At 71.6% G+C, this 14,990-nt stretch carries 14 protein-coding genes; 3 read left to right on the top strand and 11 right to left on the bottom strand.

Going from position 1 to position 14,990, the window contains the following annotated elements:
* Positions 1-23: 23 nt before the first annotated feature.
* The gene (locus ACWIHT_RS14360) at positions 24-842 is read left to right on the top strand and encodes a phospholipid scramblase-related protein (RefSeq protein ID WP_456167898.1); all 819 of its coding nucleotides are present in this window, start codon (positions 24-26) and stop codon (positions 840-842) included.
* A gap of 6 nt (positions 843-848) precedes the next feature.
* Here ACWIHT_RS14360 and ACWIHT_RS14365 read toward each other — a convergent pair whose 3' ends face one another.
* Positions 849-1,814 (bottom strand): hypothetical protein, encoded by a 966-nt coding sequence (locus tag ACWIHT_RS14365; RefSeq protein WP_456167900.1) that lies wholly within the window; start codon positions 1,812-1,814, stop codon positions 849-851.
* Entirely contained in the window at positions 1,811-2,608 is a 798-nt protein-coding gene (locus ACWIHT_RS14370) for a phosphatase PAP2 family protein (RefSeq protein WP_456167902.1), read from the bottom strand. Before ACWIHT_RS14370 ends, ACWIHT_RS14365 begins: the two co-directional genes overlap by 4 nt.
* A gap of 224 nt (positions 2,609-2,832) precedes the next feature.
* Between ACWIHT_RS14370 and ACWIHT_RS14375 the strand changes: the two genes are divergently transcribed.
* A complete protein-coding gene (locus tag ACWIHT_RS14375; protein ID WP_456167904.1) occupies positions 2,833-3,456 on the top strand; it encodes a TetR-like C-terminal domain-containing protein in 624 nt (207 codons plus the stop codon).
* 152 nt (positions 3,457-3,608) lie between these two features.
* On the opposite strand, the gene ACWIHT_RS14380 is transcribed toward ACWIHT_RS14375, so the two are convergent.
* Together ACWIHT_RS14380 and ACWIHT_RS14385 are read right to left on the bottom strand one after the other, a co-directional pair.
* Positions 3,609-4,664: a DUF2510 domain-containing protein gene (locus tag ACWIHT_RS14380; protein WP_456167906.1), complete on the bottom strand. Its 1,056-nt coding sequence runs from the start codon at positions 4,662-4,664 to the stop codon at positions 3,609-3,611.
* Positions 4,665-4,824: 160 nt separating this feature from the next.
* The gene (locus tag ACWIHT_RS14385; RefSeq protein ID WP_456167908.1) at positions 4,825-5,403 is read right to left on the bottom strand and encodes a hypothetical protein; all 579 of its coding nucleotides are present in this window, start codon (positions 5,401-5,403) and stop codon (positions 4,825-4,827) included.
* Positions 5,404-5,748: 345 nt separating this feature from the next.
* Here ACWIHT_RS14385 and ACWIHT_RS14390 point away from each other — a divergent pair, with 345 nt between their 5' ends.
* On the top strand, positions 5,749-8,427 hold the full coding sequence (locus ACWIHT_RS14390; protein WP_456167910.1) for an ATP-binding protein: 2,679 nt from the start codon (positions 5,749-5,751) through the stop codon (positions 8,425-8,427).
* 98 nt (positions 8,428-8,525) lie between these two features.
* Here the strand turns inward: ACWIHT_RS14390 and pcaDC are convergent, their stop codons facing one another.
* From pcaDC to ACWIHT_RS14425, 7 genes are read right to left on the bottom strand one after another with little or no spacing between them, the layout of a single operon-like run.
* The gene (gene pcaDC / locus ACWIHT_RS14395; RefSeq protein ID WP_456167912.1) at positions 8,526-9,644 is read right to left on the bottom strand and encodes a bifunctional 3-oxoadipate enol-lactonase/4-carboxymuconolactone decarboxylase PcaDC; all 1,119 of its coding nucleotides are present in this window, start codon (positions 9,642-9,644) and stop codon (positions 8,526-8,528) included.
* Positions 9,641-10,975, bottom strand: coding sequence for a 3-carboxy-cis,cis-muconate cycloisomerase (gene pcaB, locus ACWIHT_RS14400; RefSeq protein ID WP_456167914.1), 1,335 nt, complete (start codon positions 10,973-10,975; stop codon positions 9,641-9,643). Before pcaB ends, pcaDC begins: the two co-directional genes overlap by 4 nt.
* Positions 10,972-11,577 (bottom strand): protocatechuate 3,4-dioxygenase subunit alpha, encoded by a 606-nt coding sequence (gene pcaG / locus ACWIHT_RS14405; RefSeq protein ID WP_456167916.1) that lies wholly within the window; start codon positions 11,575-11,577, stop codon positions 10,972-10,974. Before pcaG ends, pcaB begins: the two co-directional genes overlap by 4 nt.
* Positions 11,578-11,583: 6 nt before the next feature.
* On the bottom strand, positions 11,584-12,357 hold the full coding sequence (gene pcaH, locus ACWIHT_RS14410; protein ID WP_456167918.1) for a protocatechuate 3,4-dioxygenase subunit beta: 774 nt from the start codon (positions 12,355-12,357) through the stop codon (positions 11,584-11,586).
* Between the two features lie 8 nt (positions 12,358-12,365).
* Positions 12,366-13,568 carry a thiolase family protein gene (locus tag ACWIHT_RS14415; RefSeq protein WP_456167920.1) on the bottom strand — a complete coding sequence of 401 codons (1,203 nt, stop codon included), beginning with the start codon at positions 13,566-13,568 and terminating at the stop codon, positions 12,366-12,368.
* Entirely contained in the window at positions 13,565-14,209 is a 645-nt protein-coding gene (locus ACWIHT_RS14420) for a CoA transferase subunit B (protein WP_456167922.1), read from the bottom strand. Before ACWIHT_RS14420 ends, ACWIHT_RS14415 begins: the two co-directional genes overlap by 4 nt.
* Positions 14,209-14,970: a CoA transferase subunit A gene (locus ACWIHT_RS14425; RefSeq protein WP_456167924.1), complete on the bottom strand. Its 762-nt coding sequence runs from the start codon at positions 14,968-14,970 to the stop codon at positions 14,209-14,211. Before ACWIHT_RS14425 ends, ACWIHT_RS14420 begins: the two co-directional genes overlap by 1 nt.
* Positions 14,971-14,990 lie beyond the last annotated feature (20 nt).

Genomic DNA, 14,990 nt, shown 5'->3' on the forward strand with positions numbered 1-14,990 from the left:
GGCACTCGCGGTAGTGTGCCCCGGTGACCACGCATTCGAACACACCTGCAGGCTGGTACCCGGATCCGCACGGAGCGCCCCAGACCCTCCGCTACTGGGACGGCGCGAAGTGGACCGAGCACACCAACGCGGACCAGCAGGCGCAGCCGCAGTCCGTGCCCCAGCAGCAGGCGGGGCCGGACCCGCGGGTCCAACAGCAAGTGCAGCAGCAGGCCGGGGTCGCCGCGGGCGGCCCCGGCGGCGGCAGCCTGTTCAGCGAGCCGGTCCTCGTGGTGAACCAGAAGGCCAAGCTGATCGAGCTGACCAACGAGTACAAGGTCATGGATCAGAACGGCAATCTGATCGGCACCGTCACCGAGATAGGCCAGAGCGCGCTGAAGAAGGCGCTGCGCTTCGTCTCCAGCCTCGACCAGTTCATGACGCACCGGCTGGAGATCCGGGACGCCCACGGGCAGCCGCAGTTGGTGCTGACCCGGCCCGCGAAGATCATGAAGTCCCGGGTGATCGTGTCCCGTCCGGACGGTTCGCCGGTGGGTGAGATCGTCCAGCAGAACATGATCGGGAAGATCAACTTCGGGCTGATGGTGAACGGCCAGCAGATCGGCGCGATCAAGGCGGAGAACTGGCGGGCCTGGAACTTCGCGATCGTCGACCACGCGGACAACGAGGTCGCCCGGATCACCAAGACCTGGGAAGGCCTCGCCAAGACCATGTTCACCACGGCGGACAACTACGTCCTACAGATCCACTACCAGCTGCCCGAGCCGCTGCTGAGCCTGGTGGTGGCGACGGCCCTGACCGTCGACACCGCCCTCAAGCAGGACTCGCGCGGCCTCGGCTGACCCCGCTCAGAGCGCGGTGAGGTGCCCCGGCTCGGACCGTCGGTCCGGCTGCCGGGGCATCAACGCCGGTTCCAGGGAGGCCGATCGGGGCTCCAGTGCCAGCACGGCGGCCACGGGATGATCGTGGTCGCCGTACTCGTTCGGCAGCGCCACGACCGGCGCCACCCGGGTCAGCAGCACCACACCCCAGGACGCGAGTCCGGCCCCTGCGAGCGCGAGGAGGATGCCGGCCGCGCCGCCCTGGAGGCGTTCGCCGAGTAGGGCCAGGCCGATCGCTGCGGCGGCCAGCGGGTTCGCCAGGGTCACCACCGCGAGCGGGGCGCCGAGGCCGCCCCGGTAGGCGGTCTGCGAGAGCAGCAGCCCGCCCGCCGCGAACACCGCGACCAGCAGGGCGACTCCGACCACCTGCATGCTCAGCAGCGGGCCCGAGCGGTCCGTCGCCGCGACCGTCACGGTCTGCGTGAGCGCGGAGGCCACACCCGAGGCGACACCGGACGCCGAGGCGTGCCGTAGACCGGGCTTCGCGCCGCGCCGGGCCAGCAGGCCGATCAGCGCGGAGGTCGCGCCCGCGACCGCCAACGCCTGCGGAACGGTGAGGACTTGGTCCGGCTGCGGGCCGGACGCTGTGACCAGCAGGGCGGACAGGCCGAGCAGGGTGAGCGCGGTGCCCCGCCATTCGGTGGTGCTGACCCGCCGCCCGGCCACCCGCGCGCCCATGGGCACGGCGGCGACGAGCGTGAGCGCGCCCAGCGGCTGTACGACGGTCAGCGGGCCGTACTTGAGGGCCACGACGTGCAGCAGTGCGGCGCCCGCGTTCAGCCCGACCGTCCCCCACCAGGCGCCGGTGGCGAGCAGCCGCAGCGTGCCCGCGTCGGAGTTGCGGGAGGCGAGCCGTTCCTGGGCCACGGCGGCGGCCGCGTAGGCGACGGCCGAGAACAGGGACAGGACGACGGCGACGAGCGTGGCGTTCATCGGCCGGCTCCGACGAGAACCGGCTGCTTCTCGGGGGCGAGTTCCGGCTGGCCGCGGCCCGCCGTGGTCGCCGTGCGGTGCGGCGGGTGGATCAGCGCGAGGGCGATGCCGAGCATCGCGGCGGCCACGATCGCGTCGAGCCAGTAGTGGTTCGCCGTGCCCACGATCACCATCAGAGTGACCAGCGGGTGCAGCAGCCACAGCCAGCGCCAGCGGGACCGGGTCGCGACGATCAGGCCGACCGCGACCATCAGGGCCCAGCCGAAGTGCAGCGAGGGCATCGCCGCGAACTGGTTCGAGAGGTGGTCGCTGGTCGGCGGGCCGTACACCGAGGGGCCGTAGACCTTCGCGGTGTCGACCAGGCCCGTCGCGGACAGCATGCGCGGGGGCGCCAGCGGGAACACGAAGGGCAGGACCAGGGCGGCCGAGGTGACCGTCGCCAGGACCCGGCGGGCCCAGACGTAGTGCGCCGGGCGCCGCAGGTACATCCAGACCAGGAAAGCGACGGTGGCCGGGAAGTGGACGGTCGCGTAGAAGGTGTTCGCGAGGTGCACGAGGGTGTCGCTGTGCAGCAGCACCGACTGCACCGAGCCCTCGTTCGGGAGATGGAGGGTCCGTTCCAGGTCCCACACGTGGCGGGCGTTGTGCAGTGCCTCACGGGTGTGGCCCGTCGCCAGCTGGCGGCCGAACTTGTAGACGAGGAAGAGTCCTGCGACGAGCAGGAGCTCACGGACGAGCGGGGGCCGCGCTATCGCGCTGGTCCCCGGCTCTGCAGGCTCGGTGCGGGCATTCATCCCCCGGCCCCTTCGCTGACGGTGGTGCGTGTGGTGGTGCTGGCAGGGCTTGTGACCCGTCCGGCGGCCCGAACTCATCGGTACGAGTTCGTTCCGATACGCCAGTGTACCGATACGAGATGGTACCGATACGGTGGAGTACCGGTACACTGGCGTATCGATAGCGAAACGAGACACACTGGAGAGCGGACCCCCGGTCCGCGGGCCGAGCGAGGAGAAGAGCCATGACGTCGCAGGCTGAGGACGCACCGGACACGGTCGCCGCCTCGCGCCGCTCCAAGATCACGCCCGAGCGTGAGCGGGAGTTCTTCGACGCCGTGCTCGACCAGATCAGAGAATGCGGCTACGACTCCGTCAGCATGGAGGGCGTCGCCACCAGCACCCGGTGCAGCAAGTCCACGCTGTACCGGCAGTGGGGGACCAAGCCCCAGTTCGTCGCCGCCGCGCTGCGCGCCAACCGCCGGGCGCACTTCACCGGCATCGACACCGGCTCCCTCGCGGAGGACCTGCGCCAGGCCGCGCGGGCCGCGGGCGCCTGGTCGGCGAAGGACACCAAGCTCGTCTCGGCCCTCGGCCACGCCGTCACCCAGGACAGCGAACTCGCCCAGGCACTGCGCGAGGCGCTCGTCCACCCCGAGATCACCGCGCTGGAGGACATCCTGCGCCGCGGTGTGGAACGCGGCGAGATCCCGGCCGACCAGCCAGCGCTGCCGTATGTCCCCGCCCAGATCTTCGGCGTCCTGCGGGCCCGCCCCGTCCTGGAGGGCTGCTACGCCGACCCCGACTACCTCGTGAGATTCGTGGAGGCCGCGGTGCTCCCCGCGCTGGGCCTGTCCGGGTCGCCCTGAGAATCAGGCCGCCGTCCATGGGATGACTGGACGGTGACCTGGCCGCGCCGCACCGTGGGGACGGGGGCGGCGCGCACCCCCCGGCCGGGTGGGGTTCCTCTTGAGCGGAGAGGCGCCCCACCCGGCCGACTGTGTGCCGGGGGCGGATCAGGTCAGATCGTCTGGCCGTCGCCGCCGCCCGTGGCGACCTTGATGCCCGCGGTGATCTCGTCGATCACGGACTCCTTCTGACCGACGTCGACGCCGAAGCGGACCACGACCATCTGGCCGGTGCTCGCGGGCGAGGGGAACGCCAGCGACTCGACATAGCCGTCCGCGCCCTTGCTGGTGACCGCCTTCCAGCGCACCAGGTAGCCCTTCTGCCCGGCGACGGTGACGGCCTTGGAGGCGAGCACCTGGTGCGAGGTGATGCTGCCGTAGACACCACCGCCGTAGGTCTGTTCGGCGGCGGCGGAGATGTCCGCCTTCGCGACCTCCTCGGGAGTGGAGCCCTGCGTGCCGAGGAGCACGGCCGGGGCGGAGTTCGCGCCTCCGTTGGTGCAGGTCTTGGAGGTGTCGCCGGGGCACTTGTACGAGGAGTTCGACGACACCTGCGCGCCACCCTCGATGACCTGGCCGTACCAGTCGGCCGGCACGGTGAAGCTGATGCCGTCGAGCGAGTCGGTCACCGTGCCGCCGGCCTTCACCTTCGGCTGCGCGGACTGGCTGGGCGCGGGTGTCGCACCGCCCGTGCCACCGGAACCGCCCGTGCCACCGGAACCGCCCGTCCCGCCGGAGCCGCCTGTGCCACCGGACCCGCCGAAGGGATTGCCCTGGCCGCCCGTACCGCCCTGTCCCTCGGGGCCGCTCTGGCCGCCGGTGCCGCCCTGGCCGTTCGGCGCCTGCTGGGTGCCGGCCTGGTTGCCGTTCCCACTGCCGTCGCCGGACAGGGCGTAGGCGCCGACACCGATCGCCGTCAGGACCGCGACGGCCACCGCCACGGCTATGCCCGTGCGCAGATTGCGGCGCGGCGCGGCCGGGGGCTGCGCGGGATACGCCGGGTACGCCCCAGGGAACGGCGGCTCGGTCGGAGGACCCCATTCGGCGGCCGACCCGGCCGGGCGGGTCCGGTCCGTCCATGCCTTGCCGTCCCACCAGCGCTCGGTGGCGGGACCGTCATTCGTCTGCCCGGGATCGGGGTACCACCCGGGGGGAGTCACCTGCGTCATGTCCCTACCGTATGAGGCGTCGGTGAAAGCGGGATGAGAGGATCCGGTCGCGACGGCGTCGTCGCCGCGCTCTCCCCCCGACAACGGGCGACGGCCCGGAATCGCTCCCGGGCCGTCGTCGTACGGGTGGGGCCGCCTCCGGCCGCCTCGCGTTCCGCGATCAGCAGTACTTCTTCTTGACCGCCGCGGCGAGGCTGGTCTTGGGGACGGTGGCACCGCAGCGGACACCGCCGTCCACCTCCTGCGTCCAGCTCTGCGCCTTGCCGTACTGGCCGGTCTTGAACCAGTGCGAGGCCTCGCACTTGTACCGCGTCCAGTTGCCGGTGACCTTGTGGGTGCCGGAGTAGAGCACGTACGTGTCGTTCTTGCTGAGCGTGTAAGTGATGCTCTCGGCGTGCTTGTTGGTGTACGAGCCCGACATCTGGAGCTGCGCGTCGAAGCTCTCCTCCATGCTTTCCAGGACGGCGTCCTGCTTGAACTTGGCGCCGGCGGTGAAGGTCGCGGAGGCCCCGAGCACATAGATCTTCTCGACGCTGTACGTCTTGGTGACCGTGCCGCCCGTGTAGTTCTCGATGACCTTCCGGTGGGTGATCGCCCAGGGGCTCTTCTTCGACGCCCAGGTGATCTTGTATTTGCCTGTGCAATTGACGACGGCGGACGCCTGGGTCGCCGGTACCGCGACGAGCGCCGATGCCATCACGCCGGTGACGAGGGCGGCACTGGCCCACTTCTTGTTCATGGTTGATTCCCCGTTGTGTGTGGTGAGGGTCCGATTCCGGACCGGGCGACTCACGTTGATTCGCTCATGTCAACGCTGGTCGCCGGGCAGAGTCGATCACGCAACCCGCGGCCCGGGCAACGGATTTGAGCTGATTCATAGGTTGGGCGGCGCGACGCGTCCGCTCATGCATGACGGGTCTGATCGAAAACGGCTTTATTTGACGTCTTCTGACTGTTCGTCACGCCCATACGCCCCGCCGTCACCCGATACGGCAACAGCTCCCCGGACCCGCCTCCGCACCGGCAGCCGGACGGCTACGCTCAAGGCCTGTACGTCGTTCGGCCTACTCGGGGAGGAATCGGGATGACGGAGGACCGGCCCCCGGAGGCCACCTCGGCCTCCCTGTGGGAGCGCGACGAAGAGATCGCCGGTGTCGTGGAGGCGATCGACGCCCTGTGCGTGGACCGGTCGTCCTCGGGCAGTCTGCTGGTCGTCCGGGGCGAGGCGGGATTCGGCAAGACCGCGCTCCTCGCGGAGACCCGCCGCATCGCCGAGGAACGCAAGTGCGTGGTCTGGCAGGCCCGCGGCGGCGAGACCCTCAAGTCCGTCCCCTTCAACGTCGTACGACAGTTATTGCAGCCCGCCCTGCTCTCGCTGATGCCCGAGGAGGCCCGCGAGTACCTCGGCGACTGGTACGACATCGCGGGACCCGCCCTCGGCATCGCCGAACCCGGCGAGCGACGGGCCGACCCGCAGGGCGTGTGCGACGGCCTGGTCGCCGCCGTACGCAGACTCGCCAAACGCGAGTGGCCCCTCGTCCTGCTGATCGACGACGCCCACTGGGCCGACCAGCAGACCCTGCGCTGGCTCTCCGCGTTCGCCGAGCGCCTCGACGACCTGTCCGTCCTCGTCGTGGTCGCCCGCAGGCCCGACGAGGTCACCGGCGAGCGCGGCCGGTATCTGGACGCGATCGCCGACCTCACCGGCAGCCCCATCACCCACCTGAACGTCCTGACCCCGAACGCGACCGCCGGCCTCACCCGCGCCACCGTCGGGCCGCACGCCGACGACCCGTTCTGCCGCGAGGTGTGGGCGGTCACCGGCGGCAACCCGTACGAGACCGTCGAACTCCTCGCCAAGGTGCAGGACAGCCAACTCCAGCCGGTCGAGGCCTCGGCCGCCGAGCTGCGCGACCTGAACGCCTCCTCGCGCGGCGACGGCCTCGTCGCCCGCCTCGACGGACTGGGCATCGAGGCCACCCGCTTCGCCTGGGCCGCCGCCATCCTCGGCACCGGCATCTCCGCGAAACTGGTCGCCCGCCTCGCCACCATCACCGGCGACGAGGCGGACCGCTGCGCCGAACTCCTGCGCAGCGCCCGCATCCTGACCGCCCCCGACCCCGCCCAAGCCGACGCCGGCGAGCTGGAGTTCGTCCACCCACTGATCGCCAGCGCCGTCTACGACTCCATCCCGGGCGGCTGGCGTACGGCCATGCACGGCATCGCCGCCCAGGTCGTCACCGACTCCGGCCGTGGCGCCGCGGCCGCCTCACGGCACCTCCTCCAAGTACACCCGGAGGAGGACCAGGAACTCGTCGAGCAACTGCGCGAGGCCGCTAGGGAACACCTCTCCATCGGCGCCCCCGACGCCGCCCGCCGCTGTCTGGAGCGCGCCCTGGTGGAGCCGCCGCTCGCCGAGACCCACGCGAGCGTGCTCTACGAACTGGGCTGCGCCACCCTGCTCACCGCACCCGCCGTCACCATCGGCCACATCCAGAGCGCCCTGGCCATGCCGGGCCTCGACGGCCACGCGCGCGTGGACGCCGTCTTCCGGCTGTCCCAGGCCCTGACCCACAACGACCAGCTGGAGGAGGCCGTCCGCACCGTCGAGGCGGAGGCCGCCCGGCACGAACCGGGCGCCGCCAGGATGCGGTTGCAGGCCGTGCAGTACATGTGGGAGGGCATCCACGCGGGCGAGGGCACCTCCCCGGGACGCTCCGACCGGCTCGCCGAACTCGCCGCGACCTGCACCGGCCGCGACAACTCCGAGCGGGCCCTGCTGATCCTGCGCGGCTTCGACGCCATGACCCACGGCGAGAACGCCGAGGAGGTCGTCGAGGTCTGCGACCGCGCCCTCGTCAACGGGCGGCTCGCCCCTGGACTCGGCTGGACCGACACCGAGTGGGGCCTGGAGATCCTCATGATGCTGGCCAGCGCGTACGCCTACACGGACCGCCTGGACCGCGCGGAGAGCCTGTACAACGAAGCGCTGCGCGCCTACGAGTCGGCGGGCTGGAGCGGCGGCCACCTCTCCCTGGCGCACGCCTATCTGGGCCTCGGCCTGCGCAGGCGCGGCCGGCTCCGGGAGGCGGAGATCTCGCTGCGGGAGTCCCTGCGGCTGGCCGAGCGGGTCGGCCGCGGACTGCCCCTGTACTGGTCGGCGACCTGCAACCTGGTCGACACCCTGCTCGCCCGCGGCCATATCGAGGAGGCGTGGGAGCTCGCCGAACAGTACGACTTCGCACCGCCGTACCCGTCCACCATCGTGCTGCCCGACCCCCGCTGTGTGCGCGGCCGGCTGCTGATCGCCGTCGGCCGGACCAAGGACGGCATCAACGAGCTGGAGCAGGCCGCGAAGGCGGCGAGCGTCCGCGGCCACCACAATCCGGTACTGGTCCCGTGGGCCATCGACCTCGCCCGGGCCCTCGCCGTCGAGGACCCGACCCGCGCCGCCCAACTCGCCTCCGACGCCCGCCGCCGGGCCGAACGCTTCGGCACGGACACGGCCATCGGCGAGGCCTTGCGCTGCGCCGCCGCGCTGGAGACCGGCCAGCGCGCGGTCCGGCTGGCCGCGCAGGCGGTCGCCTACCTGGAGTCCTCGCCCTGCCAGTACGAGCATGCGGCGGCGCGGGTGGAGTACGGGATCGCCGCGCGCTCGGTCGCGGAGATCAACAGGGGCTTGACGCTGGCGCGTTCGTGCGGGGCGGACGGTTTGGTGACACAGGCGCGGGAAGTGCTGGAGACGGGGAGGGGGTTGCGATGAGGTGTCGTTCGGCTGCGGGCCGGTGAGTGGGGGGCGGGGGGACTGCGCGACCGGCCACGACGCAGCCGCGGTCGACTCACAACGTCACCCCCACCCCCTCAGTCGCCGTCTTCCTCCAACACCCGCTGCGCCACGGCGAATGCCGAGTTCGCCGCGGGCACCCCGCAATACACCGCACTCTGCAACAGCACCGCGCCGATCTCCTCCGCCGTGAGCCCATTGCGCCGAGCCGCCCGAACATGCATGGCCAACTCGTCGTAGTGCCCATGCGCGATCAACGCCGTCAGCGTGACCATGCTCCGCTCGCGCCGCGACAACGTGGGATCGGTCCAGATCTCCCCCCACGCGTACCGCGAGATGAAGTCCTGATAGCGCGCGGTGAACGGTGTCTGCCGGGCCTGCGCCCGGTCCACGTGCTCGTCGCCGAGCACCTCGCGCCGCACCGCCATACCGCGCCGCGCACCCCCGTCCAAGTGCGCGCGCAGCGCCGTCAGGACGGCCTCCGGACACTGCGCGGGCGCCAGATGCGAGGCCCCCGGGATCTCGACGAGCGCCGCGCCCGCCACCGCGTCGGCGATCTCCCGCAGATGCGTCGGCGGGGTCGCCGGATCCTCGCGCCCGGCGATCACCAGCGTGCGCGCGCCGATCTCGGACAGCCGCGACCGCAGGTCGAACGCGGCCAGCGCGTCACAGCACGCGGCGTACGCGGCCGGGTCGGCGGCCCGCTGGTCGGCCACCAGTCGCGGCACGGTGAACCCGGGTGTGAACCAACGGGAGTTCGCGTTCTCGGCCAGCCAGTCCAGCCCCTCGCTCCGCACCCGCGCGGCCCGTTCCTCCCACGGCTTCGCCCCGTTGAAGTGCGCGGAGGAACAGATCACGGCGAGCGACGACACCCGCTCGGGGTGCTCCACCGCGAGATGCAGACCGACGGCACCGCCCAACGACACGCCCGCGTAGGCGAATTGCCCGATCCCGAGGGAGTCGGCGAGCGCGAGCACCAGATCGGCGAGGTCACCGACCGTCGCCCCGGGACCGATCAGCCCGGCCGCCGAACCCCCGTGCCCCGGCAGATCCCAGCGGATCACCCGGTGGGTGATGGACAGTTCGGGCGCGACCTCGTCCCAGAGCGCGTACGACGTACCCAGCGAGGGGCCGAGCAGGAGCGGGGTCTCCGAAGAGGGCCCCTCGGCACGGAAGTTGAGCAGCTTCTCGGTCAACGTCGCTCCAGCGCACGGTCGGTGAGGGCTCCGGCGGAACCCGTGTAGCGGGTGGGGTCGGTGAGTGCGGAGAGGTCGAGATCCTTCAACTCGGGCTCCTGGGCGAGCAGTTCGGCCAACGGGCGGCCTTCGGCATAGGCGAGCCGCGCGACCTCCGTGAGCAGCTCCTTCGCCCGGGTCCGCCCGAGCAGCGGCGCCAGCTCGGCCGACAGCCGCTCGGAGACGATCAACCCATGGGTGACGTCGAGGTGTTCACGCATCGCCTCCGGGCGCACCCGCATCCCCTCGGCCAGTTCGACGGCATCGCGCGCCGCACCGCCGGCCAGTCGCAGCAGTTCCCTGAGCGGTTCCCACTCGGCGTGCCAGGCCCCGGCCGGCCGTTCGTCCTCGGCGACCAGCGAGCCGTAGAGGACGGCCGCGAGCTGCGGTGCCTGCCGCGCGGCGGCGGCGATCAGTGTGGACCGTACGGGATTCGCCTTGTGCGGCATGGCCGACGAACCGCCGCCGCTGCCCTCCGAGACCTCGGCGATCTCGGTGCGGCCCAGGACGAGCACATCGGCGGCGAGTTTGCCCAGTGCGCCCGCCGCGAAGGCCAGGCATCCGGCGAGATCGGCGACCGGCGTCCGTAGCGTGTGCCAGGGCAACAACGGTGCCGCCAGGCCGAGTTCGCGGGCGTACGCCTCCGGCAGCGCGAGCGGGTCCTCGGCGCCGTACGCCGCAAAGGCCGCCAACGTGCCTGCCGCGCCCCCGAGTTGGACGGGCAGCGCACTCCGCACCACCCGCAGCCGGTCCCGTGCGTCGAGCACCAGCGACCGCCATCCGGCCGCCTTCAGCCCGAAGGTCGTCGGTACGGCGTGCTGGGTGAGCGTGCGGCCCGGCAGCGCGGTGTCGCGGTGGGCGGCAGCCAGTGCCGCCAGGGCGACCTCCGTACGCGTGAGGTCGGCCAGGACCAGGTCCAGGGTGCGGGCGGCGACCAGCATCGTTGCCGTGTCCATGATGTCCTGGCTGGTCGCGCCCCGGTGGACGTAGGGGCCGTACTCCGCGCCGACCGCCTTCGTGAGGTCCGCGACCAGTGGGATCACCGGGTTGCCGCCGCCACGGGCGCGCTTCGCGAGGGACCGTACGTCGAAGCCGTCCACGTCGGCCGCGGCCGTCACTGCCGCAGCCGCCTCGGCGGGCGCGAGCCCGAGCGCCGCCTGGGCGCGGGTGAGCGCGGCCTCCGCGTCGAGCAGTGCTCGTAGATACGCGGTGTCGCTGGTCGCGGACGCGGCGGGGGAACCGACCCACCCGGGGGCGAGCAGGCCGCTGTCCGACGGGTCGGGAGAAGTCACTGGAACTCCAGGAAGACCGTTTCGCCTTCGCCCTGAAGGCGGATGTCGAAACGGTAGGTGCCCCGGCCCTCGTCTCGCGCGATCAGCGTGTCGCGCCGCGCCGGGTCCAGCCCGGACAGCAGCGGGTCGGCGGCGAGCGCGGCCTCGTCGCCCGGGAGGTAGATCCGGGTGAAGAGGTGCACCAGCAGTCCGCGCGCGAAGACGCAGGCACTCAGGTATGGAGCGTTCCAACCGCGTGCGCCCGGCCGCAGTGTCCGCGCGTACCAGTGGCCGTTGGCGTCGGTCTGGATGCGGCCCCAGCCGGTGAACTCCACGCCGTTGCGGCCGAGATAGCCGCCGCTGGCCGGGTCGCGCCGGATCGAGCCGTCGGTGGTGGACAGGTTGCCGTCGGGGTCCGGACCCCACAACTCGACGAAGGCGTCCGGCAGCGGATTGCCCTCGCCGTCGTAGACGTATCCCTGGACGGTGATCGTGTCCGGGTGGCCGACCGGTGCGATGTCGCCGCCGCCGGGGAACGGGAGCGCGTAGCCGTAGAAGGGGCCGACCGTGTGCGACGGGGTCGGCAGCACGGACTCCGGGCGGCTCGTGTCGATCTTCGTCATGGCGGGTCAGCGTCCTTCTTCGATCCAGGTGGCGTGCGGGCCGTCGAGCACGATGTCCCAGTGGTAGCCCATCGAGAACTCGGGCACGGACAGGCCGTGGTCGTAGGTCGCGACGAGGCGCTGCCGGGCCGCGTCGTCCGTCACCGACTGGATGATCGGGTCGTAGGGGAAGAGCGGGTCGCTGGGGAAGTACATCTGGGTCACGAGGCGTTGGGTGAACGCCGTGCCGAACATCGAGAAGTGGATGTGCGCCGGGCGCCAGGCGTTGACGTGGTTGCGCCAGGGGTAGGGGCCCGGTTGGACCGTCGTGAAGCGGTAGTTGCCGTCGCCGTCCGTCAACGTGCGCCCGACACCGGTGAAGTTGGGGTCCAGCGGGGCGTCGTGCTGCTCGCGCTGGTGCGCGTAGCGGCCGGCCGAGTTGGCCTGCCAGATCTCGACCAGCTGGCCGCGGATCGGCCGTCCGGACCGGTCCAACAGCCGCCCGGAGACGGTGATCCGTTCACCGATCGGCTCGCCGTTGTGCTGTCGGGTCAGGTCGTTGTCGATCTCGGTGATGTCCCGCTCGCCGAAGGCGGGGGAGGCCAGCTCCACCAGTTCCGGGTCCTTGGACACGTCGATGGTGACCGGCGGCTGTTTCGGGTGGCGCAGGAGTGAGGAACGGTAGGGGGCGTAGTCGCGGCGCGGGTGGTGCTCGACCGGGGCGCCGTCCGCGACCCGCTTCTCGTACGTCGCGTGCTCGGCCGCTATTTCGAGGTCGATGTCGTGCTGGGTGAGAGCCATGGGGGTTCCTACCGTTCGAGGACTAGGGCGAGGCCCTGGCCCACGCCGATGCAGAGGGTGGCGACGCCAACTCCTGTTCCCTTGCGGGCGAGTTGGTGGGCGACGGTGCCGGCGAGCCGGGCACCGGAGGCGCCGAGGGGGTGGCCCAACGCGATGGCACCACCCTGGGGGTTGAGGATCGCCGGGTCGAACTCGGGCCATTCGGCGACGCATCCGAGGACCTGGGCGGCGAAGGCCTCGTTGAGTTCGAGGACCGACAGGTCGTCAAATCCCTTGCCCGCTTTGGCGAGTGCGCGGTTCACGGCCTCGACGGGGGCGAGTCCGAAGTAGTCGGGGTCGAGCGCGTGCACGCCGGTCGCCGAGACCCGGGCGAGGGGCTGGCGGCCGGTGGCCCTGAGGCCTTCCTCGTCGGTCAGCAGCAGGGCGGCGGCACCGTCGTTGAGCGGCGAGGCGTTGCCCGCCGTGACCGTTCCGTTCTCGGTGCGGAACGACGGCTTGAGCCGGGCCATCGCCGCCAGGGAGGCGTCCGTCCGTACGCATTCGTCGGCGGCGAAGGGGACCGGGTCGCCCTTGCGCTGCGGGACCGGGACGGCGGCGATCTCGCCGTCGAAGAGCCCCGCGGCCTGCGCGTCGGCCGCCTTCTGGTGGCTGGCGAGCGCGAACTCGTCCTGCTGCTCGCGGCTGATCTTGTGTTTGTCGGCGATCAACTCCGCGCTCTCGCCGAGCGGGATGGTCCACTGCGGGTTCATGGCCGGGTTGACCATGCGCCAGCCGAGCGTGGTCGAGTACAGCTCGGTGTGCCCGGCCGGGAAGGGGCGGTCCGACTTGGGCAGGACGTAGGGCGCGCGGGTCATCGACTCCACCCCGCCCGCCACGGCGATCGAGGCGTCCCCGACCGCGATGGCGCGGGCCGCCTGGATCACCGCCTCCAGACCGGACGCGCAGAGCCGGTTGACGGTCACGCCCGGCACGGAGGTGGGCAGGCCCGCGAGGAGGGTGGCCATGCGGGCCACGTCGCGGTTCTCCTCGCCGGCGCCGTTGGCGTTGCCGAAGTAGACGTCCTCGATGCGGGCGGGGTCCAGGTCCGGGGTGCGGGCGAGGAGTTCGCGGATGGCGTGGGCCGCCAGGTCGTCGGGGCGGACCGGGGCGAGGCCTCCGCTGTACTTGCCGAACGGGGTGCGGACGGCGTCGACGATGTAGACGGTGTTCACAACAGGCCCTCCGTGACGGTCAGTTCGGCGTCGGTCCTGGCGACGATCTCCTCGACGGTCACGCCGGGCGCGGTCTCGGTGAGCACCAGCCCCTCGGGTGTCACGTCGAGCACGCCGAGATCGGTGATGACCCGGTTCACGCACGCCTTGCCGGTGAGCGGCAGGGCGCACTCCTTGAGGATCTTCGGGGAGCCGTCCTTGGCGACATGGGTCATCACGACGATGACCGTGCGGGCGCCGTGGACGAGGTCCATCGCTCCGCCGATCCCGGTGATCAGCTTGCCGGGGATCGCCCAGTTCGCGAGGTCGCCCCCGGCCGAGACCTGCATCGCGCCCAGCACGGCGACGTCTATGTGACCGCCCCGGATCATCCCGAAGGAGAGCGACGAGTCGAAGAAGGAGGCGCCCGGCAGGACCGTCACGGTCTCCTTGCCGGCGTTGATGAGATCCGGGTCGACCTGGTCCTCGGTCGGATACGGGCCGGTGCCCAGGATGCCGTTCTCGGATTCGAGGATCACCTCGACGCCGGGCGGGAGGTAGTTGGGGATCAGGGTCGGCAGTCCGATGCCGAGATTGACGTACTGCCCGTCCTGAAGTTCGCGGGCCGCGCGGGCCGCCATCTGTTCGCGTGTCCAGGCCATCAGCCGCTCACCGTCACCGTTCGCTGCTCGATCCGCTTGTCGGCGGCCTGTTCGGGGGTGAGGGCCAGCACCCGCTGCACGAAGATGCCCGGCAGGTGGACCGCGTCCGGGTCGATCGCGCCGGGCTCCACCAGCTCCTCGACCTCGGCGATCGTCACCCTGCCCGCCATGGCGGCGAGGGGGTTGAAGTTGCGGGTCGACTTGTTGAAGACGAGGTTCCCGTGCCGGTCGCCCTTCGCGGCCCGCACCAGGGCGAAGTCGGTGCGGATGCCCCGCTCCAGGACGTACTCGGTGCCGTCGAAGTCCCGTACCTCCTTCGGCGGGGAGGCGAGCGAGACCCCGCCGGAGCCGTCGTAGCGCCAGGGCAGTCCGCCCTCGGCGATCTGGGTGCCGACGCCCGCGGGGGTGTAGAAGGCGGGGATGCCCGCCCCGCCCGCGCGCAGCCGTTCCGCGAGGGTGCCCTGAGGGATCAGTTCGACCTCCAGTTCCCCGGCCAGGTACTGGCGGGCGAACTCCTTGTTGGCGCCGATGTAGGAGCCGGTGACCCGGGCGATGCGGCCGGCGGCCAGCAGTACGGCGAGGCCGGACTCCAGCGCCCCGCAGTTGTTGGACACCACGCCCAGCGCGCCGACCCCGCGTTCGTACAGCGCCTGGATCAGCACGTTCGGTACCCCGCTCAGCCCGAAGCCGCCGACGGCCAGCGTCGCTCCGTCCGGCACATCGGCCACTGCCTCCAGGGCCGTGGCGACCACCTTGTCCATCCGTGAAGCTCCGTCCCGTC

The sequence above is a fragment of the Streptomyces sp. NPDC002276 genome, assembly GCF_053891435.1.

Coding starts and splice junctions, on each gene's coding strand:
- ACWIHT_RS14365 (WP_456167900.1), bottom strand. CDS start 1,814: ATGAACGCCACGCTCGTCGCCGTCGTCCTGTCCCTGTTCTCGGCCGTC.
- ACWIHT_RS14370 (WP_456167902.1), bottom strand. CDS start 2,608: ATGAATGCCCGCACCGAGCCTGCAGAGCCGGGGACCAGCGCGATAGCG.
- ACWIHT_RS14375 (WP_456167904.1), top strand. CDS start 2,833: ATGACGTCGCAGGCTGAGGACGCACCGGACACGGTCGCCGCCTCGCGC.
- ACWIHT_RS14380 (WP_456167906.1), bottom strand. CDS start 4,664: ATGACGCAGGTGACTCCCCCCGGGTGGTACCCCGATCCCGGGCAGACG.
- ACWIHT_RS14385 (WP_456167908.1), bottom strand. CDS start 5,403: ATGAACAAGAAGTGGGCCAGTGCCGCCCTCGTCACCGGCGTGATGGCA.
- ACWIHT_RS14390 (WP_456167910.1), top strand. CDS start 5,749: ATGACGGAGGACCGGCCCCCGGAGGCCACCTCGGCCTCCCTGTGGGAG.
- pcaG (WP_456167916.1), bottom strand. CDS start 11,577: ATGACGAAGATCGACACGAGCCGCCCGGAGTCCGTGCTGCCGACCCCG.
- pcaH (WP_456167918.1), bottom strand. CDS start 12,357: ATGGCTCTCACCCAGCACGACATCGACCTCGAAATAGCGGCCGAGCAC.
- ACWIHT_RS14420 (WP_456167922.1), bottom strand. CDS start 14,209: ATGGCCTGGACACGCGAACAGATGGCGGCCCGCGCGGCCCGCGAACTT.
- ACWIHT_RS14425 (WP_456167924.1), bottom strand. CDS start 14,970: ATGGACAAGGTGGTCGCCACGGCCCTGGAGGCAGTGGCCGATGTGCCG.